The sequence below is a fragment of the Gemmatimonadota bacterium genome (assembly GCA_041390105.1).
Taxonomy (GTDB): Bacteria; Gemmatimonadota; Gemmatimonadetes; order Longimicrobiales; family Gaopeijiaceae; genus JAGQIF01.
Map to the genome: position 1 here is coordinate 35,812 of JAWKQO010000002.1, position 18,859 is coordinate 54,670.

Here is an 18,859-nt window from a genome sequence, read left to right on the forward strand (position 1 = left end):
GATTCGGCCATGCCCGTCTGCAGCGCGCTTCGTCGTGGTCACGGACCGGAAACGAGCCGACGACGGTGGTGGCATCCTCCGGCTCCCTGGCGGCATAGTATGACACACCCTCGACCCGGCTAAGGTACTCCGACCGGCCTACGGCGACCACGCCCCGCACCGCAAACCTGAGACGCGCATGTCGATGTCGAACCCGGTTCTTCCACTCTTCCACGCGGTCGGTCCCGGCACCCGCCGGGAGTTCCTGCGCCGTGTTCGGGATTTCGGCGCGCTCCTCGCCCTGGGCTCGCTTCCGTCCTGCCGGGGGGACCGTCCGAGCCGGCTGGGCATCGATCCCTTCGGGTTGGGGGTGGCCTCGGGGGATCCCACCCCGGACGGCATTGTCCTGTGGACGCGCCTGGTGGCTGATCCGCTGCGGGGCGACGCGCTGCTCGAGGGAGTCCAGACGGTGGCCTGGGAACTGGCGGCGGACGAGTCGTTCCGTCAGATCGTGCGGTCCGGGTCGGAGACCGTCCTCCCCGAGCTCGCGCATTCGCTCCACCTGGAGCTGGACGGGCTGGAGCCGGGCCGGGACTACTGGTACCGCTTCATGACGAACGATGCCACCAGCCCGGTGGGACGGGCGCGCACCGCGCCGGCGGCCGGCGGGATGAGCGACCGCTTCCGCTTCGCGTTCGTATCCTGCCAGCACTGGGAGCAGGGCCTCTACACGGCCTACCAGCATCTGGCTCAGGAAGACGTGGACCTGGTCGTACACCTGGGCGACTACATCTACGAATACGGCCCCGACCTGCGGGTGCGCGAACACAACGGCCCAGAGATCATGAGCCTGGCCGACTATCGGCGGCGCCTGTCGCTCTACAAGAGCGATCCCCTGCTGAAGACTGCGCACGAGCGGGCGCCCTTCGTGGTCACCTGGGACGATCACGAGGTGGACAACAACTATGCGGGGGCAATCTCTCAGGACGACGATCCCCGGGATGCCTTTCTGCTCCGCCGCGCCGCTGCCTACCAGGCCTACTGGGAACACCAGCCGCTGCGGCGCGCCCAGATGCCCACCGGGCCCGACGCGCTCCTGTACCGGCGCCTGCGCTTCGGCGGCCTGATCGAGATGAGCGTGTTGGATACCCGCCAATACCGCACCGACCAGCCGTGCGGCGACGGTCGCAAGCCCCGCTGCGCCGAGGCCTATCTGGAGGAGGCCACCATGATGGGCGCTGAGCAGGAGCGCTGGTTGATGGAGAACATGGCGCGTTCCGACGCGCGTTGGAACGTTCTGGCCAATCAGGTCATGATGTCCGAAGTAAAGGCCATCGTGAACGGGGCGGAGTCGTATTCGCTGGACCAGTGGGCGGGGTACGTGGCGCCCCGCCAGAGGTTGACGGGTTTCCTCGCCGAGACCCGGCCCTCCAACCCGGTCGTGCTTACCGGGGACATCCACAGCAACTGGGTGGCCGACATCAAGGTCGACTACGAGGATGCGGTCGCGCCGGTGGTCGCCACCGAGTTCGTGGGCACGTCCATCAGCTCCGGCGGCGACGGTCAGGACTCCTACGAGTCCATCCCGCAGACGCTGTCCATGAATCCGCATGTGAAGCTCTTCAACGGCCAGCGTGGCTACGTCTCCTGCACCGTCACCCCCGACGAGTGGCGCGCCGACTACCAGGTGGTGGACTACGTGTCCCGTCCCGGCGCGCCGGTGCGCACGAGAGCCAGCTTCGTGGTGGAGAACGGGAGGGCTGGAGCCCAGGAGGTCTGAGCGGGGCCGGGGCGACGAAACCTTCCGGGGCCGTCGGGGATCCCAGAAGAGGATCCTCGACCCCCTGGAAGGTAGGAAGCTCGTTGCAGACTGCGCGGACCTCTCGTTCGCTGCCCGCGGTGGCACTGTTGGGCCTCGTCACGCTCGCCTGCGACTCGTCGCCCGCCCCGCCGGTAGCGCCGCGGATCGACCACCATCTCCACCTGCGTTCCGAGGCTGCAGCAGACCTGCTACTCACGCTCGACGTGGAGGGAGAGCCCGCTCCTGAGCCGGATGGCACCGGTGCCCTCATCGCCGAGGACGTGCTGCGGGCCATGGACCAAGCCGGTGTCGAGCGAGGACTGGTCCTCTCCAATGCCTATCTGTTCGGGATGCCGGATCAGAACGTCCCCGACGAGCTCGGCCTGGTGCGTGCCGAAAACGACTTCGTGGCGTCGCAGGCGGCCCGCTATCCCGATCGCTTGACGGCGTTCTGTAGCGTGAATCCGCTGCGCGACTATGCTGCGGCCGAGGTTGAGCGCTGTGCCGCCGATGTGCGACTCTCCGGGCTCAAGCTGCACTTCACAAACTCCGACCTGGATCTGCGCAACCCGGACCACGTCGCGCGGCTGCGCGTGCTCTTCGAGCGACTGGATGCGCTTGAATTCGCGGTCGTGGTGCACATGCGCACCCGGAGAGACGACTATGGCGCCCAGGATGCACGTATCTTCATCGACGAGGTCCTGGCGCAGGTGCCGGATCTCCCGGTGCAGATCGCCCACGTGGCGGGCTGGGGCGGCTACGACGACGCCACCGATGCCGCGCTCGGGGCCTTCGCCGAGGCGTTTCGGGAGAGACGTCTGAATCCCGCGCGGATCAGCTTCGACGTGGCCGCCGTGGTATTCCAGCCCGAGGCCGCTGGTGCGGACACCGCGTTGGCCGCGCGGGTGCGGGGCGCCAACCAGCGGTTGGCGGAACGCATACGTGGCATCGGGATCGAGCGCTTCGTCTACGCCACCGATTGGCCCTCGTGGCCACCCGTGCCTGATCCAACCACCGGTATCGAGGCGAACGTCCGCCTCCTCAAGAGCGCGCTGCCGCTGTCGCCCGTCGAGATGGGCAAGCTGTTCGACAATGTGAGTGTCGTGCTGCAGCACTGAAGTGGCTCGTGGAAAGACAGAAGCCGGAAGGCCTGGGGCCTTCCGGCTTCGTTGTCCACTCCCGGAGCGGCTTACGAACGGGGGCTGCAATTCGCCTGGAAGTTGTTTCCGTTCCCGTTCACGCTCGGGCCCACGATGGTGCACCCATCGCTGGAGCCGGAAAAACCCACCTTCGTGAGTTCCCGGAGGGACCCGAAGGCCTGCAAAGCGGGCCTCTCGTACTGAAGCTGCATCGAACCTATCCGGTGCAGTGACCCCGACGTCCGGAGCCGGTGAATTCCAACTCGCGCGCCGAAGTTCGCAAGATGTCCAGGTTGAGGCAAGCCGAACGCCAGGTGAGCAGTTTACCCGCTGCTCTCAAGGCCCGGTTGGAACGCCCTGGTCGCGGGCCCGCTCGCCTGACAGATCGGACAGAAATAGGTGGAACGTCCGTCCGACCCTTGCCGTCGCATCCGTACCACAGTGTGACAGCGCCGGCACGGTCTTCCGCTGCGGCCATACACCCACAGAGGCTCCCCGTCCAGCGAGCGGCGGGTGGTTCGACGTCCTGGCCCTAGGTTGGCCGACATCAACGAGCGCGCACAGGCTGCGATCCCCTCCAGCGTGGAGTGGGAGAGTTGGCGCACCGGGGCGAAGGGGTCGATGCCCTGCAGGAAGAGGACCTCGGACTTGTAGACGTTCCCGATCCCGGCGGCCAGGTGCTGCCGCATGAGCGCGACCCCGATGGGCAGCTCGGGCACGGAGGCCCAACGACGAGCCACGGCTGCCGCATCGAACTCGGGAGCAAGCAGGTCCGGGCCGAGCACCTCGGCCAACGCTCGCTCGTTGGCGGCGGAGCGGAGCAACTGCACGTCCGGTGCGTTGAAGCACACCGCGATCCAGTCGCTCGTTTCCAGGGCGGCGCGCGCTCGAGCTCGCGGCTTGCGCCAACGCTCGCCCGGACGGTAGAGGTGCCACGAACCGGTCATGCGCATGTGGCTGCGCAGGACGAGCTGGTTCTCGAACGCGATCAACAGGTGCTTTCCTGACGCGCGGACCGATGCGACGCGCTGCCCGTCGATCGCCTCGAGGTTCGGGCCCTGGTGCCTCGGGAGAGCCGCGCTGCGGACCACCTGGCCCTCGAGCACCTTGCGCAGGGTCGCGGCCGCGCGATGGATGGTGTCGCCCTCAGGCACTTCCGCGCCCCCGGCGCCTGAGCCACCCCTTGGGAGAGGGCCGGAAGCCGGCTTCGACCAGCGCTGCGGCCAGCGGCGAGGTGTCCGGCGCCACACCGTCCACGGACTCGAGGACGATCGCGGCCCGTGCCCGGGTCTCGGGCAGGGTCGCGAGTCCTTCGGCCACCGAGGCGATCCAGCGGGAGCGCTGGGGCTCGTCAGCGGGCAGGAAGGTCAGGACGCGTCGGGCACCGGGCGAGATCCAGGCCGCCAGCCGCCCTGCGGTCAGGATGACCTGCGCGCCCGCGGACCGGGAGGCTCGGGCGCCGGTCCGCTCGGGCCAGGGGAGCTGAGCGCCGTAGGGATTGGCCGGATCTGAGGCCCAGAGGACCGTCGCGGTACCGCCCTCGTCGCCCTCCTGGTCGCGCGCGCGCCGCAGCCGGTCTTCCACGCCGGCCCGCCCGAACTGGGCGCCGCCCAGCCCCTCGACGAAGTAGCCGCGCCGTACCTTCCCCACCTCCTCCATGCGCCTGAGAATCGGATACACGCTGGAGAACCCGCCGCGCAGCGCCTCCGCTCGCGCCACCTCCCGCGTCACCAGGCCGTGGCGCTGCAAGAGTTGCTCGGCCAGGGCGGTGGCGCGTTCGGTCTCGCTGGGGACGTCCGCGGGCCACGGGAAGAGCGACCAACGTCCCGCGCTCCCCGGCGGCAGAGCGAGGCTCCGGCGCAGCCCCCGCGTCCGTCGGGTTGCCGAGCGCGCGCGCCGCAGGGAGCGGAGCGGTGCCAGCGTGTCGTTGGTGACCGTGCCCGACCACACCAACCGCCAGAGCGCCGCCAGCACCTCGGGCTTGAAGCCGCCGGTCAGCGACAGGAGCTCGGGAAAGAACAGCGCACCGCGCCCGCGCAGTGCCTCGACGATGCGCGCTTCGAGCTCGCCGGGGAGCGCGGTGGGCGCCGTCGCCAGGAGCGGGATCTGGTCGCGCAACAACAGCACGATGCGCCCGTCGTGCTCGCCCAGCGGCTCGACACCTTGCCAGACCAACTCCCCCGTGGTGAAAAGCTCGTCGAGGTCGCGGGGGTCGTACCCCAGGACCCGCGCGGGCAGGATGCCACGCTCCAGGTCGGAGGCCGGTAGCGGCGCCCCCTGCAGTTGTTGCACCGCTTCGAACACCGCGTCGATCCCGCGCGAGGGTGCGCCCACTCCATGCCAGTCGAGCAGGAACCGCGCATAGGCGTCAGGCTCCACCGGCTCCACCTGGGCACGCAAGTGCGCCAGGGAGCGACGCTTGATGTCGCGCAACACGCCGGGGTCACACCACTCACGACCGTGACCACCGGGAAGGAAGTGGCCGAACGCGAGGTGGCCGCGGGCTCCCAACTCCTCCAGCGCCCGCTCCACCGGTGCCGTGCCCAGGCCGAAACGAGTGGCCGCCGCCTGCACGGTGAAGGGCCCGTGCGTACGAGCATAGCGGCGGAGCAGATCGCCCAAGGGGTCGGGGCCCGACTGCAGGAAGGCGGTGGGAAGGCCCGCGGGGGGCTGCACACCCAGCGCGTCGCGGTAGCGCGCGGCGTCCTCGGCCGCGATGAAGCGCTCCTGTCCGGCGATCTGTGCCGAGAACACACGGCGGGACAGGATGAGCTCGCCCAGGGTGACGGCCATGCGCTCGGGCTGCAGCGCGCGCGCCTCCACCTCTGCGAGCGTCAGGTCGCCCAGCGAGATCAGGGCGTCGTGTACGTCGTCGTGGTCTCGTAGCGGCCGGCTACCGTCCGTGCGGGACGCCCGTGCGGACGCGGCGGCAATGGAGTCCGGATCGAGCAGCTCACGCAGCTCGGGCTCACCCAGCAGCTGGAGCAGCTGCGCGTGATCCAGCATGAGCGCCTGCGCTCTGCGCTCGGCCAGAGGCACGTCCCCCTCGTAGAGGAAGTTGGCTACATACCCGAACAGCAGGGACGCCGCGAACGGCGATGCCTTGCGGGTCTGCACCGTGCTCACCGCCACCTGTCCCTCCTCGATGCCCTTCAGCAGCTCGATGAGACCGGGGAGGTCGAAGACGTCGTTCAGGCAGTCGCGGTAGGTCTCCAGCACGATGGGAAAGTCGGCGAACTGCGCGGCGGCCTTGAGCAGGTCTGCCGAACGTCGGCGTTGTACCCAGAGCGGCGTGCGTCGGCCCGGTCGTTGCCGCGGCAACAGGAGGGCGCGGGCCGCGTTCTCGCGGAAGCGCGAGGCGAACAGCGCCGTGCTGCCCAGCTGATCCACGACGATGTCGCGTACCTCGTCCGACTCCGGAAGGAAGAGCTCGGAAGGTGGGGGCTCCTCGATGTTGGGCAGCTTGAAGACGATGCCATCATCGGTCCAGAGGGTGTCCACCTCCACGTCGTACTGGCGCCGCAGGCGGGCGGCGGCGGCCATGGCCCAGGGCGCATGCACGCGCGTACCGAAAGGCGAAAGGATCGCGACCGTCCAGTCCCCGACCTCGTCGACGAACTGCTCGATGACGATGCGGTCGGCGGCCGGCACCTGCCCTCCGGCTTCGAACTGGTCCGCCAACAGCGCCACGAGGTTGGTCGCCGCGTTGGTGTCGAGCCCGTGCGCGCTGGCGAGACGGGCGCGTGCAGCCTCCGGATCGAGCGCACGCACCTCCTGGATCAGATCACCGATGGCGCGGCCGAACTCGATGGGGCGTCCGGGACCGTCACCTCGCCAGAAGGGCATCTTCCCGGGTTCGCCCGGCGCGGGGGAGACCAAGACGCGGTCGTGATCGATCGACTCGATGCGCCAGGAGGAGGCGCCCAGCAGGAACACCTCGCCCTCCCGCGACTCGAAGACCATCTCCTCGTCCAGCTCTCCGATACGAACCGGACGCTCCGCGCCCGCCAGGAACACGCCGTACAGGCCTCGGTCGGGGATGGTGCCCCCTGAGATGACCGAGACCATGCGTGCACCACGCCGCGCCTCCAACTCGCCCGTGATGCGGTCCCAGGTGATCCGGGGGCGCAACTCGCGAAAGTCGTCCGACGGATAGTGGCCGGACAGCATGTCCAGCACGCGCTCGAACGCTTCGCGCGGAAGGTCCACGTAGGGCGCGGCGCGACGCACCAAGGCGAAGAGCTCGTCGACGTGGAGGGGCTCCTCGGTGACCGTGGCCACGATCTGCTGCGCCAGCACGTCCAGCGGATTCCGTGGATAGGCCGTGGACTCCACCCACCCGTCGCGGACGGCTCTGCCGACGGCCGCACAGGCAAGCAGGTCCACTCGGAACTTGGGAAAGATCACGCCCGTGGACACTGCGCCCACATGGTGACCGGCTCGCCCGAAACGCTGGATGCCCGACGCCACCGAAGGGGGTGCCTCGATCTGGATGACCAGGTCGATGGCACCCATGTCGATGCCCAGCTCCAAGGAGCTGGTGGCCACCAGCGCGGGCAGCGCACCCCGTTTGAGCCGATCCTCGATGTCGGCGCGCTGGTGGGGCGCCACCGAGCCGTGGTGCGCCATGACGATTTCTTCTTCCGCCAGCTCGTTGAGCGCGGTGGACAGGCGCTCGGCCAGTCGGCGGCTGTTCACGAAGATCAAGGTGGAGCGGTGTTGACGGATCAACTCCAGGAGCCGCGGGTGGATCTGCGGCCAGATGGAGGCGCGCTGCGGGCCGGCGGCGGCGGGCCCGGAAGTGACATCGGCCAGCGGCTCACCGAGCGCGGCCATGTCTTCGACCGGCACCTCGATCCGCACGTCGAATGTCTTGGGTGCGCTCGCGTCGACGATCTCCACCGGTCGGGGATGAGCGTCCTCCCTGCCGGGTGCGGTCTCGAAGCCGCCCAGCAGCCTGGCGATCTCCTCGAGGGGCCGCTGCGTGGCGGACAGACCCACGCGCTGCAGTGGCGCGCCCTGCTGGCGCTGGCGCTCGAGTCGCTCCAGGGAGAGGAAGAGATGGGTGCCCCGCTTGGTGGCAGCGATGGCATGGATCTCGTCGATGATCACCGTCTCCACGCCGCGCAGGGTTTCCCGGGCGTTGGAGGTGAGCATGAGGTAGAGCGACTCCGGTGTGGTGATCAGGATTTCGGGCGCCTGCCGGATCAGCTCCCGGCGCTCGCGGGGAGTGGTATCGCCGGTGCGCACACCCACGCGGGGGAGGTGGAAGGGCAGGCCCAGCCGCTCCGCCTCCGCGCGAATGCCGGCCAGCGGGGCGCGCAGGTTGCGCTCGACATCCACGCCCAGCGCCTTGAGCGGTGAGATGTAGAGCACCCGTGTGGAGTCGGGGTCGGTGGCCGCCGGCCCGAACATCATGCGGTCGATGGCCACCAGGAAGGCGGCCAAGGTCTTGCCGGAGCCGGTCGGTGCCAGCAGCAGCGTGGACGCCCCGCTGGCGATGGCCGGCCATCCGAGCGATTGCGCCCGGGTGGGCGCGGCGAAGCTGCGTTCGAACCAGGCGCGCGTGGCGGGCGCCGCGAAGCTCAGCGCGGGGGCACTACCGTCCGGGGCTTCTGACGGGGAAGGCATCCCCGAACGCTCGCGCTCCCATCGGGCCCAGTAAAGTCGAAGGTCGGTACCGAGGGCGAGCGCTGACCTCGCCCGGGGTCACCGGGCTGGCGCACCCGACCGGACGGACGACTCCCCTCAGCTCTCGCCGGTGATGGCCGGTCCGTCCCGCATCAAGAGGCTCTGCAGCAGCGACCCTGAGTAGAAGGCCAGCAGGTACCAGCCGATCCCCGCGCCCAGCCAGGCACCGATGCCGATGGGCAGGATGCCGCTGATCGCGAGCAGCACCGGTCCGCCCTGACCGCCCAGCACCGTACCCAACACGGAGACCGCTCCAGCCACCACGCCCAGTAGCAGGCCACCCGAGGCCAGTCCCGTCTCCTGGGACACGTGGAAGACCGCCTGGAACAGCGCGATCAGGATCGGGACCTGGATGAGCGCGCCCAACAGGCCGGCCTTGTCGATCATGCCGATCCCTGCTTCCTGGTGCAGCGCCTTCAGCTCCCGGTTCAGCTTCCCAGGCTCGTCCTTCAGCTCGCGGCTGAGCTCCTTGATCCGTGGCTTCAGCATGCCGGCCACCCGCTGGTGCTCACGCGTACGGCGCGCCAGCGGCAACATGATCGGGATCAGGAGGATACGGATGACCAGCACCGTGACGAAGATCCCCAGCGCCAGGGAGCCGCCCAGTGCGTCGCCGGTGCCGTGGAGCAGACGTTCCAGCGCTGAGACGAAGGCGGACCACATGTACGGGGTCTCCGGGTGCTAGGGAAGCTCTGACCTGTGGGGTCCCACGCGCCCGCACGGCGCTGCGGTCCAGCCCGGTTGGGGCCGGGGATGGATGGGCCGCCGGGGCGGGGCGCGCAAGGAGAGGCGCCGACGCCTCAGTCCACTTCGGCCAAAGCCACCACCGTCTCCCCGATGCTCAGCGCTGAGGTGGCGGCAGGAGAGGGCGCGTTGCAGACATGGATGATGGGGCCCTCCCGTCGGATCAGATAGTCGTCCACCAGGGAGCCGTCCCGTCCCAGCGCCATGGCCCGCACACCAGCCGGGGCGGGGCTCAGCTGCTCGGCCCTGATCTCTGGCACCAGGCGCTGGAGGGCCCGCACGAAGGCGGACTTGGACCAGCTCCGCCACATCTCTCCCAGACCCGTCTCCCAATGCCGAGCGAACAGGCGCCAGACGCCGGGCCAGCCCAGCGCCTCGAACAGGTCAGCGACGTCCACGTCGGTCCGGTGATAGCCCTCCCGGGCGAAGGCGAAGACCGCGTTGGGGCCGCATTCGACGCCCCCGCCCACCATGCGAGTGAAATGGACGCCCAGGAAGGGGAAGGCCGGGTCCGGTACGGGATAGATCAGGTTCCTGCAGAGGCCGCGCGCCTGCTCACTCAGCTCATAGTATTCGCCCCGGAACGGCACGATCTGGACGCCGGGGTCGAGGCCGGAGGCGCGGGCCAGGCGGTCGCTGAACAGGCCGGCGCAGGCCACGGCCCTCGTTCCGATCTCCTCGCCCTCCGGACCGTGGGCCACCACCTGCCCCGCCCGCACCTCGAGGGCCGTGACCGGGAAGGCGGTGCGGATGCGGCCCCCGTGCTGCTCGATACGCTCCCCCAGCCGCAGCGCGACCTCCCGGTAGTCGACGATCCCGGCGCCCGGCACGTGGATGGCCTCCAGCCCGGCCGCGTGGGGCTCGAGCTCCTCGAGCTCGGCCGCGTCGATCCGACGGCAGTCCACGCCATTGGCGTGCCCCCGCTCCAGGATCTCGGCGAGGCGGGGCCGCTCGGCCTCGGTGGTGGCCACGATCACCTTCCCGCAGGTCTCGAAGGGAATCCCCTGTTCCCTGCAGAACGACTCCATCAACTGCTTGCCACGAATGCAGTTACGAGCCTTGGCCGACCCGGGGCGGTAGTAGATGCCGCTGTGGAGGACGCCCGAGTTGCGTCCGGTCTGGTGGGTGGCCAGGCCCGGCTCCTTCTCCAGCACCACCACCTCATGGGCCGGGTGGCGCTGCAGCCAGCGCTCGGCCGTAGCCAATCCGACGATCCCGCCGCCGACCACGAGCAGCGTCTCCGCGGGCATGCGCTTCCTGGGGGTTGAAGGAGCCGTACGGCGCGGCGGACGATAGCTGGCCGGCTCCCCCCCGAAAAGCCAGGTTCGGCGCTGCCGGCACGGCCCCTGCCTGAACCCCGCACGGGGCGGCCCGGAACCTCTGGAGGGAAGGGCGCGCTCCACGGTCCGGCCCCCCCAAGACCCACGGGGGGCGGTCCGTTCCGACCCCTGTCATATGGTTCGGGGGGGCCAGGCTACCCATACACGAACACGGGGCGATGCGAACTCCGGAAGGCGCCGGTTGATGACTCCTACCGAGCTTGAAGCGCAGCTCCGCTGGCTCCACAAGGAGAGCTACGGATGGGCGCTCAATTGCTGCGGTCGGGAAGAGGCCGACGCCGAGGACGTGCTCCAGACCACCTACCTGAAGGTGATCGCCGGGAGCGCGCGCTTCGAGGGTCGCTCCGCGTTCAAGACCTGGCTGTTCGGCGTGATCCGCCGGACCGCGCAGGAGCACCACCGCCGCGCGAGATCGCAGGAGAGGCGCGCCGAACGCTTCGCGGCGGAGGAGCAGCAGGACGTGGCCTCCGAACATCCGGAACGCGATCTGTTGCGCGCAGAGGGCAGCAGGGAGTTGCTCGAGGCGCTGGAACTCCTGTCGGACCGTCAGCGTGAGGTGCTGCACCTGGTGTTCTACCAGGATCTCACGATCGCGGAGGCTGCCGAGGTGATGGAGGTTGGATTGGGATCGGCTCGGACGCACTACGAACGGGGAAAGGCACGCCTGCGTGGCATTCTCCAGGAGAGGAGGAACCGTGAGCGACCCGCGGCTGGACGGTGAGCTGAAGGAGGGCTTTCAGCGGCTCCGCTCGGAGGACCGGGCAGCCGCGCCGGACTTCGCCCGCATGATGGCGGAGGTCCGGGCCCAGGTGGAGGAGGGGACGTGGAAGGAGACGCTGCAGGACTCGAGTGTCTCCGTGGGAGGAAGCCGGCATCGGGCGGGGCCCCGCTCGGGCTGGCTCTGGGCGGGCGGATCGCTGGCGGCGGCCGCCGCCGCCGCGGCGCTGCTGCTCTTGAGTCCGCAGGCCCGAGCCGATCGGGAGTTCGAGCAGACCGTTCGAGCGTTCACGACCGCGACCGCGGGATGGCGTACGCCGACCGACGAGCTGCTGGACATGCCCGGGATCCAGATCATGAAGACGGTCCCCAGCATCGGGGGCTGGAACTGGCCAGGTGGAGCGGATGGCGCTCCCGCAGGAGATCGATCGTGAATGCGTTCAAGCTGAGCAGGATTCGCATGTGGGTGCTCGCGCTGGCCTGGCTGGCGTTGCCCGGATCCGTGGCCGCGCAGGCCACGGCCGGACCGGAAGCCGACTGGGCCGAGGGGCTGTTCGAGCCGGAGCTGGTCATGCAGCACCGGCGAGCCATCGATCTGAACGACGAGCAGCGGGACGCCATCAGCCGGATGATCCAGGAGCTCCAGGGACGTGTGGTGGGGCTGCAGTGGGAGCTGTTGGACGAAATGCAATCGCTCAAGGAGATCCTGCAGCGGTCCCGGATCGATCAGGACCGTGCTCTGGATCAGATGGAACGTGTGTTGGACATCGAAAAGCGGATCAAACGGACGCACCTGGAGCTGCTGATCCGCATCAAGAACGTGCTCCGGCCGGAGCAACAGCAGGAGCTGGCCCGGCTGCGTGAGCGGGATAGTGGTGGTGGACTCTGAGGGGTCCGCACACCGAGCCAACGGAGAGAGGGATGATGAGGATGCGATGGAAGGGGTGGATGGGACTCGCGCTGGCGGCGGGAGCCTTGACTGCGTGTGATACGGGGACGGGGCCGGTGACGCTGGATTCGTTCGACGCCGAGGCGGCGCTCGACGACTACCAGGCGATGGACCAGGTGCTGGGCAGCGAGGGGTGGAAGGGGTTCGTGGCGATGGGTGGAGCGGTTTCTCTCGAAACGTTCGGACCGTCGGTGCAGATCGCGTTGGGCAGCGCCATGGACGTGGCGGAGCTGAGAGGGAGTGCGCAGGGAGGTGCGGCCGCGGCCCGCCGCTTCGCAGGCCGCATGGTGGAGCTCGGTGCGATGAGTCCACGTGCGGCTGCAGCACCGATCATCTCGACGCTGCACCGAGGCAAGACCTTCGTCTACGACCCCGACGCGGGCCGCTACATGGTGGACGAGTCGTTGACCGGCGCTCCGGCGACGGGCGTGCGCTTCATCGTGTACCGGGACGTGGGTGGCAAGCCCGACGTAGCACAACCGCTTGGCCATGCCGACCTGATCGACGAGGGCGACGGCAGTGTTCAGGACATCGCGCTGCGGCTCCTCGTGGTGGAAGGAGACCGGACGGTCCTGAACTACCGGGCCACGCTGGATGAGAACGCTGGGCACGGTGCCATCACGGTGGGCGGCTTCATCCGCGGCGACGTCGACCAGCTCGATTTCAACATCGACGTGAGCGGCTCGGAAGGTTCCGACCAGTCGGCGCTCGACGTGGACTTCAACGTGCGCATCGACAACCGAGCCTTCGAGATCCAGGGCTCGGTGCACGGCGTAGAGCAGGGCAAGAGCGAGATGGGCGACGTGGACCTCACCGTCCGTCACGGCAGCGAGTCGCTGCGGGTCGACGTCTCCGGCACAGAGTCCACCGTGAGCGGGACGTTCTATCTGAACGGTGATGTGTTCGCCACCATCAGCGGGGACCCGGACGAGCCGACCTTCACGTCGGCGGACGGCGATCCGCTCACCGGAGCCGAAGCGCTGGTCCTGCACCGCATCGTAGATATCGTGGAAGACGTGTTCGACCTGTTCGAGGACCTGCTCGATCCGGTCGATGACCTGCTGATCCTGGCTGTGATCCTCTGACTTCGGAGCCCGGTGGGTGACTCGTGCACCCGCCGGGCCCCCGGGGCCCTCATGGCCTGAACCCTGCATGGGGCTCATACCCTGTGCGCACACCGACATCCCGAGGGAGACCATGCTGAGCCCCAACTCGATGCGTTCCTTGACCGCGCTGGCCACGTTGACGGCGGCGTCGGCCCTCCTGAACGATCTATCCGCGCAGAACTCGACCACCCGCGGCTTCAACTTCGGGTTCGCGCTCGAGGGCGCCGGGCTCACCGTGGAAGGCGGCGATCAGGCGAACGGCGGCGGCGCTGGGCTCCGGATCGGCTACGGGATGAACCGGATCGTGACCTTCTTCGTGGGTGCCGATGGCACCGCCTTCAACGTCGAGGATCCGGATGCCCCCAACGGCGATTGGACCATGGCGCACGTGGACCTGGGCGCCCGCTTCCACTTCGCCAACGCCCTGCGGAGCTGGGTGCCCTACCTGGAGGGCGCCTTCACCGCCCGCGCGGTTCGGCTGAACGACGCCATGATCGGGGGCAACAACGTCGGCGATCTCAGCTTCAACGGCGGCGCCTTCACCGTGGGCGGTGGATTGTCCGTGTACTTCTCGCAGACCTTCGCTCTCGACCTCGAGCTCATGGGCAGCGGCGGCGACTTCACGTCCATCACCGTGGATGCGGGCACCATCAACATTCCGGACATCCAGGCTACCTCAGGCCGCTTCCGCATCGGGCTGCTCTGGTGGAAGTAGCCTGACCCAGCGGATGCTCCGTCCGTAGGATTGCGGATACCGGGCGGCGGACGCGTGGGCCTACGTTGGCGCCATGCGCACCCCGGTCCACTTCATCCCGATCCTGACCACGCTGGTCGCGATTCCTTTCGCGATCACGCTGTTCCGCCACTGGCGTGCCACCCGCGGCCTGCACGTCCTTTGGTGGGCGGTGGGGGTGGCGCTGTACGGAGTGGGTACCTTCACCGAAAGCGCCGTCACTCTGCTGGGCTGGTCTCCGCCGCTGTTCCGGGCCTGGTACATCTCGGGGGCCCTGTTGGGGGGAGCGCCGCTGGCGCAGGGCACCGTCTATCTGCTTCACTCCCGGCGCTTCGCCAACCTCACCGCCGCTCTGTTGGTCACCGCTGTGTTGGTGGCCTCCAGTTTCGTGCTGCTGACGCCCATCGACATGTCGCTGGTCGAGCCGCACCGTCTCAGCGGTCGGGTGATGGAGTGGCAGTGGGTGCGGCTGTTCAGCCCGTTCATCAACACCTACGCCTTCATCTTCCTGGTGGGTGGGGCGCTGGTTTCAGCCTGGCGCTACCGCTCCCAGCGGGACAGCGCTCACCGCGTGATCGGCAACACGCTGATCGCGGCGGGCGCCATTCTCCCGGGCATCGGAGGGACCGCCACGCGCATGGGCCACACCGAGGTGCTGTACGTGGCCGAGCTGGTGGGGCTGCTTCTGATCTGGTGGGGCTACCGCTGGAACGTGAGGGGGCCCGTCCAGGTGGGCTCCTGAAGGTAGATGGCGTCTTGGAGGGCGGTCCAAGCCAGGCGTCCGGAGCCTCTCTCCGCCGGACCCTTGCCCGGTCGCTGGGCTCGACCCACTCCGCCGCCTGGCTCGCACCCGCGCCACCCCCTATTCTGGGTCGACTCCGAACATCCCCCTGCTGACGTCGTCTGGACCTTGGTATGAGTTCCTCTTCCGATCCCCAGGAGACCCCCGCGCGCCGGGGGTTCCTGGCGAGTGTCCTCGCCGTCGCAGCCGGTGGTGTCGCCGGGCTGGCCGCGGTGATCCCCGGAGCGGCCGTCCTCCTCGATCCGCTCAAGCGATCACGCACCGATCCCGATCTGCTTTTCGTCACGAAGCTGGCGGCGGTACCGGAGGATGGGCTGCCCAAGAAGTTCGCGGTGAAGGCCGACCGGGTGGACGCCTGGAACACCTACCCGAACACCCCCGTGGGGGCGGTCTACCTGAGGCGCACCGATTCGGGTGAGGTCGCTGCCTTGAACGTGGTGTGCCCGCACGCAGGTTGCTTCGTGGGCATCGCGCCGGACCGCACGCGCTTCGCGTGCCCTTGCCACAAGAGCAGCTTCGCCTTCGACGGCACCATCAACGACCCCGCCAGCCCCAGTCCCCGCGCCATGGACTCGCTGGACGTCGAGGTGAGGAACGGCGACGAGGTCTGGGTCCGCTTCCGGAGCTTCCGGCCAGGCACGAAGGAGAAGGTCGCCGTCGTATGAACGCCTTCTTGGACTGGCTGGATCATCGCACCGGGTTTCGGGGCATCCTCAAGGGTGCGCTCTACGAGTCGATCCCCGGTGGTGCGCGTTGGCGCTACGTGTGGGGGAGCACGCTGACCTTCGCCATCGCCGTGCAGTTCCTCACGGGGATCGTGCTCTGGACCGCCTATAGCGCCAACGCCCAGGGCGCGTGGGAAAGCGTCTATTTCATCCAGAACCAGATGTGGGGCGGATGGCTGCTGCGCGGCGTTCATCACTACATGGCGCAAGCGACCATCGTGCTGTTGGTGCTCCATCTGATGCAGGTGGTCATCGATGGCGCCTATCGCGCTCCGCGCGAAGTGAACTTCTGGTTCGGGTTGGGTCTGCTCGGTGTGGTGCTGGGCCTATCCCTCACCGGCTATCTGCTGCCGTGGGACCAGAAGGGCTACTGGGCCACCAAGGTGGCCACCAGCATCGCGTCCATCACGCCCGTGTTGGGCCCCAGCCTGCAACGGCTGATGGTGGGGGGCGCGGAGTATGGGCATCACACGCTTACGCGCTTCTTCGCCCTGCACGCCGGCGTACTGCCCGGAACGCTCGTCCTGCTGATCGTGGCGCACGTGTATCTGTTCCGCCGGCACGGCGTCACCGTCAAGCAGCCAGCCCAGGGCCCGGAAGGCATGTTCTGGCCGGACCAGGTGCTGCGCGATGCCGTGGCCTGCCTGGCCGTGATGGCAGCGGTGCTGATCCTGGTGCTGCGCTCGGGGGGTGCGGAGCTGGGCGCGCCCGCCGATCCCAGCGAGCCGTACGCCGCGGCCCGTCCCGAGTGGTACTTCTTGTTCCTGTACCAGTGGCTCAAGTACTTCCCCGCCGGCTGGGAAGTGCTGGGCGCGATCGTGGTACCCGGCCTCGTGGCCGGCGTGATCGCGCTCATGCCCATCATCGGTCGCTGGCGGCTGGGGCACCGCTTCAACCTCGGCACGCTGGGCGTGCTGCTGGCGGCGATCGGTCTGCTGACCTGGCGCGCACGTGCGCAGGACGGTGTGGACACGGAGTTCGCGTTGGCCAAGGTGCAAGCCGAGGACAGCGCGGAACGCGTGCGCGAGTTGGCCCAGGCCCCCGAAGGAATCCCGGCCACCGGCGCGCTCACGTTGCTCCGCCATGACGCCTACACGCAGGGCCCCCGTCTCTTCGCCAGCAACTGTGCGAGTTGCCATCGTTACGATGGACACGATGGCATGGGGATCATCCCCACGGACGAGCCTTCCGCGTCCGACCTCCACGACTTCGGAAGTCGCGCGTGGTTGGAGGGCCTGCTGGATGCGGACCGCATCGATGGGCCCGACTACTTCGGCGGGACCGCGCTGGCCCGTTCCACGCGCATGGTACGCTTCGTCAAGCGCCAGTTGCCCCAGTGGGACGACGCCCAGAAGCAGCAGCTCTCCAAGGTCGTGATCGCGCTCTCGGCGCAGGCCCACCTGCGCACGCAGGCAGCCCAGGACGCTGCGGACGCCGCCACCATCGCCGAGGGCCTCGAGCTGCTCAAGACCGAGGAGATGCGCTGCATCACCTGCCACAGCTTTGAAGGCCTGAACGAAGAGCCCGACGGGCCCGATCTCACGGGCTGGGGCTCGCGCGCCTGGATCATGGGCATGCTGCACAATCCCGAGCACCCCTCCTACTACGGCGATCGCAACGACGGGATGCCCGCCTTCGGTGAGGAGGAGATCCTCACGGAAGAGGAGATGGGCATGCTGGCGGATTGGATCCGAGGGGAGTGGTATCGGGCGGAGGATGCGGTGGTGGCGGTGGAGGAGTAGGGGGATTCCTCAATACGCCAGCGCCATCGCCACGAACCCGACGATCGCGACCAGCAACAACCCCGGCACCGCAAACCGCAGCCAGCGCCCGTAGGGCACCTGGGCCGCCACCAGCATGGCCAGCATGGCCCCGTTGGTCGGGATCCATGCATCGGAAAGGGCTCCCCCGGTCTGGTAGGCGATCACCGACACCTGCCGGGAGAAGCCCAGGAGGTCGGCCAGCGGTGCCAGGATCGGCATGGTGAGCACGGCCTGCCCGCTGTTGGAGACCACGGGGATGTGAAGGAGCGCCTGCACGGCCACCATCAGGCCGCCGGCCAGAAACCCCGGCGCGTCTTCGAGCGGTGTGGCGAGACCGTACAGGATGGTATCGATGATGCGACCGTCCGTGAGCACCACCGAGATCGAGCGGGCCAGGCCAACGAAAAGTGCTCCGGTCAACATGGTGGCCATCCCGGCCAGATAGCGCTCGGTGGTGTCGCGCAGCCCCAGCCCACCCACGAGCCCGACCGCGTAGGCGGCTACCAGGAACAGGGCGGACAGCTCGTTGAAGCCCCAGTCCAGCAGGAGCACGCCGTACACGTAGGGGCCGAACGGTAGCAGCACCAGCGCAAGCATCAGGGCGTCGCGTCTCGTCGGAGGATCCAGAGAGGGCGCAGTCACCTCCGGTCGCACGTCGTCCTTGCCCACCTGGGACAGCGTCCATGCAATCCAGATGGCGAGCGCGGCGATCAGCATGCCCAGGCGCAGGCCGCCGCCGCTCAGCGGCGAGAGCCCTGCGATCTTGAGCGCGATGCCGGCCGCGAAGGGGTTGGTGGGTCCAAAGGCGGCGCCCACTACCGCGGAGCCGAGACTCATCGCCAGCGCGGTCACTGCGCCGAACCCGAGGCCGCGACTGAGCACCAGCATCACCGGCACGAGCGCGATGATCTCCTCGTGCATGTTCTCGAGCGCACCCAGGGTCGCGAATCCGGTGCTCACCGCCGCGACGATCATGAAGGGGCTGCGGGTGCGCCCTACCAGCCCACCGACGAGCCGAGCCAACGCACCGGTGCCGTCGAGAAGGGCGAAGGCGCCTCCCACGAAGAGGATGACGACGATCACGTCGGCTCCGGCGACGATGCCCAACGGCACGGCCAGCAATGCGCCCATGGGGCCAACCGGGCTCCGCTCCGCCGTCGCGTAGCTTCCGGGTACTACGACCTCGCGTCCGGTCGCGGCGTCGAGGACGCGCTCGTAGGAGCCGGCCGGCAGGATCCAGGTGAGGGCAGCAGCCAGCCCGATCGTGGCCAGCAGGAGCACCATCGGATGCGGGAAGCGCAATCGCATCGCAGTCTCTTGGTGTGGGGGTTGGGCAGAGAGTGCTACGCCCGCGGCGCCGGTTCTGGCAA

At 68.8% G+C, this 18,859-nt stretch carries 15 protein-coding genes; 10 read left to right on the plus strand and 5 right to left on the minus strand.

The window, feature by feature from the left end:
• Positions 1-178 precede the first annotated feature (178 nt).
• Positions 179-1,759: an alkaline phosphatase D family protein gene (locus R3E10_09560; GenBank protein ID MEZ4415993.1), complete on the plus strand. Its 1,581-nt coding sequence runs from the start codon at positions 179-181 to the stop codon at positions 1,757-1,759.
• Positions 1,760-1,842: 83 nt separating this feature from the next.
• Complete coding sequence (locus R3E10_09565; GenBank protein ID MEZ4415994.1) at positions 1,843-2,898, plus strand: amidohydrolase family protein; 1,056 nt, start codon at positions 1,843-1,845, stop codon at positions 2,896-2,898.
• Positions 2,899-3,242: 344 nt separating this feature from the next.
• Here the strand turns inward: R3E10_09565 and R3E10_09570 are convergent, their stop codons facing one another.
• From R3E10_09570 to lhgO, 4 genes are all read right to left on the minus strand, one after another.
• Positions 3,243-4,073: a DNA-formamidopyrimidine glycosylase family protein gene (locus R3E10_09570; GenBank protein ID MEZ4415995.1), complete on the minus strand. Its 831-nt coding sequence runs from the start codon at positions 4,071-4,073 to the stop codon at positions 3,243-3,245.
• Positions 4,066-8,550: a crosslink repair DNA glycosylase YcaQ family protein gene (locus tag R3E10_09575; protein ID MEZ4415996.1), complete on the minus strand. Its 4,485-nt coding sequence runs from the start codon at positions 8,548-8,550 to the stop codon at positions 4,066-4,068. The genes R3E10_09570 and R3E10_09575 overlap by 8 nt, the downstream gene beginning before the upstream one ends.
• Positions 8,551-8,667: 117 nt before the next feature.
• Positions 8,668-9,273 carry a YidC/Oxa1 family membrane protein insertase gene (locus tag R3E10_09580; protein ID MEZ4415997.1) on the minus strand — a complete coding sequence of 202 codons (606 nt, stop codon included), beginning with the start codon at positions 9,271-9,273 and terminating at the stop codon, positions 8,668-8,670.
• A 137-nt stretch (positions 9,274-9,410) separates the two neighbouring features.
• Positions 9,411-10,604 carry an L-2-hydroxyglutarate oxidase gene (gene lhgO, locus R3E10_09585; protein ID MEZ4415998.1) on the minus strand — a complete coding sequence of 398 codons (1,194 nt, stop codon included), beginning with the start codon at positions 10,602-10,604 and terminating at the stop codon, positions 9,411-9,413.
• A gap of 274 nt (positions 10,605-10,878) precedes the next feature.
• Between lhgO and R3E10_09590 the strand changes: the two genes are divergently transcribed.
• The 8 genes from R3E10_09590 (at position 10,879) to R3E10_09625 (ending at position 17,468) form a co-directional block, all read left to right on the plus strand.
• Positions 10,879-11,415 (plus strand): RNA polymerase sigma factor, encoded by a 537-nt coding sequence (locus tag R3E10_09590; GenBank protein MEZ4415999.1) that lies wholly within the window; start codon positions 10,879-10,881, stop codon positions 11,413-11,415.
• Positions 11,390-11,845 carry a hypothetical protein gene (locus tag R3E10_09595; GenBank protein ID MEZ4416000.1) on the plus strand — a complete coding sequence of 152 codons (456 nt, stop codon included), beginning with the start codon at positions 11,390-11,392 and terminating at the stop codon, positions 11,843-11,845. The genes R3E10_09590 and R3E10_09595 overlap by 26 nt, the downstream gene beginning before the upstream one ends.
• Positions 11,842-12,300, plus strand: coding sequence for a hypothetical protein (locus tag R3E10_09600; protein ID MEZ4416001.1), 459 nt, complete (start codon positions 11,842-11,844; stop codon positions 12,298-12,300). Before R3E10_09595 ends, R3E10_09600 begins: the two co-directional genes overlap by 4 nt.
• A 32-nt stretch (positions 12,301-12,332) precedes the next feature.
• The gene (locus tag R3E10_09605; protein MEZ4416002.1) at positions 12,333-13,445 is read left to right on the plus strand and encodes a hypothetical protein; all 1,113 of its coding nucleotides are present in this window, start codon (positions 12,333-12,335) and stop codon (positions 13,443-13,445) included.
• Positions 13,446-13,557: 112 nt separating this feature from the next.
• Positions 13,558-14,181, plus strand: a complete 624-nt coding sequence (locus R3E10_09610; protein ID MEZ4416003.1) for an outer membrane beta-barrel protein — start codon at positions 13,558-13,560, stop codon at positions 14,179-14,181.
• A 73-nt stretch (positions 14,182-14,254) separates the two neighbouring features.
• Positions 14,255-14,941, plus strand: coding sequence for a hypothetical protein (locus R3E10_09615; protein ID MEZ4416004.1), 687 nt, complete (start codon positions 14,255-14,257; stop codon positions 14,939-14,941).
• Between the two features lie 173 nt (positions 14,942-15,114).
• Positions 15,115-15,666 (plus strand): Rieske (2Fe-2S) protein, encoded by a 552-nt coding sequence (locus tag R3E10_09620; GenBank protein ID MEZ4416005.1) that lies wholly within the window; start codon positions 15,115-15,117, stop codon positions 15,664-15,666.
• On the plus strand, positions 15,663-17,468 hold the full coding sequence (locus R3E10_09625; GenBank protein ID MEZ4416006.1) for a cytochrome b N-terminal domain-containing protein: 1,806 nt from the start codon (positions 15,663-15,665) through the stop codon (positions 17,466-17,468). The genes R3E10_09620 and R3E10_09625 overlap by 4 nt, the downstream gene beginning before the upstream one ends.
• Before the next feature lie 9 nt (positions 17,469-17,477).
• On the opposite strand, the gene R3E10_09630 is transcribed toward R3E10_09625, so the two are convergent.
• A complete protein-coding gene (locus tag R3E10_09630) occupies positions 17,478-18,797 on the minus strand; it encodes a Na+/H+ antiporter NhaC family protein (GenBank protein ID MEZ4416007.1) in 1,320 nt (439 codons plus the stop codon).
• Positions 18,798-18,859: the final 62 nt, after the last annotated feature.

Excerpts from the sequence above, each read along its gene's own strand:
- R3E10_09560 (MEZ4415993.1), top strand. The coding sequence starts at position 179 with ATGTCGATGTCGAACCCGGTTCTTCCACTCTTCCACGCGGTCGGTCCC.
- R3E10_09625 (MEZ4416006.1), top strand. The coding sequence starts at position 15,663 with ATGAACGCCTTCTTGGACTGGCTGGATCATCGCACCGGGTTTCGGGGC.
- R3E10_09620 (MEZ4416005.1), top strand. The coding sequence starts at position 15,115 with ATGAGTTCCTCTTCCGATCCCCAGGAGACCCCCGCGCGCCGGGGGTTC.
- R3E10_09630 (MEZ4416007.1), bottom strand. The coding sequence starts at position 18,797 with ATGCGATTGCGCTTCCCGCATCCGATGGTGCTCCTGCTGGCCACGATC.
- R3E10_09590 (MEZ4415999.1), top strand. The coding sequence starts at position 10,879 with ATGACTCCTACCGAGCTTGAAGCGCAGCTCCGCTGGCTCCACAAGGAG.
- R3E10_09605 (MEZ4416002.1), top strand. The coding sequence starts at position 12,333 with ATGATGAGGATGCGATGGAAGGGGTGGATGGGACTCGCGCTGGCGGCG.
- R3E10_09610 (MEZ4416003.1), top strand. The coding sequence starts at position 13,558 with ATGCTGAGCCCCAACTCGATGCGTTCCTTGACCGCGCTGGCCACGTTG.
- R3E10_09580 (MEZ4415997.1), bottom strand. The coding sequence starts at position 9,273 with ATGTGGTCCGCCTTCGTCTCAGCGCTGGAACGTCTGCTCCACGGCACC.
- lhgO (MEZ4415998.1), bottom strand. The coding sequence starts at position 10,604 with ATGCCCGCGGAGACGCTGCTCGTGGTCGGCGGCGGGATCGTCGGATTG.
- R3E10_09615 (MEZ4416004.1), top strand. The coding sequence starts at position 14,255 with ATGCGCACCCCGGTCCACTTCATCCCGATCCTGACCACGCTGGTCGCG.
- R3E10_09575 (MEZ4415996.1), bottom strand. The coding sequence starts at position 8,550 with ATGCCTTCCCCGTCAGAAGCCCCGGACGGTAGTGCCCCCGCGCTGAGC.